This window comes from Streptomyces adustus (assembly GCF_009377175.1).
In the GTDB taxonomy this organism is placed as follows: domain Bacteria; phylum Actinomycetota; class Actinomycetes; order Streptomycetales; family Streptomycetaceae; genus Streptomyces; species Streptomyces adustus.
In genome coordinates, this window is sequence record NZ_VJZD01000550.1 from 1 (window position 1) to 1,177 (window position 1,177).

Genomic DNA, 1,177 nt, shown 5'->3' on the forward strand with positions numbered 1-1,177 from the left:
GCCGGGACCGGCAGGTCGGCGGCGGGCGGGGTGGCGGAGCAGAACACACAGCGGTCGCCGATGACGTCGATGCCGCACCAGTGGCAGGCGCTCTGCCGCACCGAGGTCACCAGCTGGTAGAGCACCGACAGGTCGGGCAGATAGGCGCAGAACTCGACCAGCTTCCCCGTCCCCCACCACTCGGCGGACTCGGCGGGCAGCACGACCTCGCGCAGCCCCTGGGCGTTCCAGGCCGGGGCGAGGGTGCCGTTGACCCAGTCGGCCGCCTGCTGCCCCCTGGCGACCAGCATCGAGGTGGCGAACTCGGGCCCGGTCAGCATCGCTCCGGGGCCGACCCGCACCAACTGCGGTGCGGGGTGGGAGAGTACGGCGAACTGGCTGCCCGGCATCCAGGACCTGGCGTGCGCCTTCAGGTCGACGGGGACGCGGTCGAGTCCGGCGACGGAGCCGAGCAGCGCGCCGGTGTGGAGATAGTGGGTGAGCAGCCGACCCGCCGAGGCGAGCACGCCGGGACTGAGGTCGCAGGACGCCAGCTGCCGCAGCTGACGGGCCAGGACGGCGATGCCGAGCGGCGGCAACTCCGGGCTGAACAGGGCGATCCGGTCGCTCTCCAACAGGGAGCGGACGGTGTGCAGCCGCTCCGACACGGCGGTGGGGGCGGCCCGCGAGCACAGGACGATCACATACCCGTGCTGCTCGATCAGCGTCTGCATGTCCGACAGGGCCTGGTCGAGCGGCCGCCGGTCCAGGTCGTGCAGGACGGCGGCGGGCAGCGTCCGCTCGTCCTGGGCCGGCAGCGCCATGTCGGCGCCGGTCACGGCAATGGCAGTTGGCACGCGCAGCTCCCCGTCCCTCGCGCCTGGCGGTGCTCCGGTGTTACTGCGGTGCACCGAGGTGACTTCATTGCGTGACTACTTGAGCACTGTAACCACGGCCCTGTGGCCGGAGAACCGCCTTTGGGCAGCCGAGGGAGAACTGTGCTCGCGCAAGTCACGGCAAAACGGGGCACGTTGTGCATCACGTCGGGCAACGGCCGCACGGGCGACGGATTTGGTCTGGACCTCTTGACAACCCCAATTGGTCTGGACCAACTTGTACGTGCAGTGGCGGCCATCAACTCCCCCTTGCTCCGCCCCACTTCTCCCCCTTGCGTCTGTCCTCTCTCGTTCCCCTTCCC

The 1,177-nt window shown here is 70.3% G+C and carries 1 protein-coding gene; it reads right to left on the reverse strand.

Annotated features, from left to right (window positions below):
* The coding region (locus FNH09_RS46475) for a hypothetical protein (RefSeq protein ID WP_152895884.1) at positions 1-803 on the reverse strand (803 nt) is incomplete at its 3' end.
* Between the last annotated feature and the right edge of the window lie 374 nt (positions 804-1,177).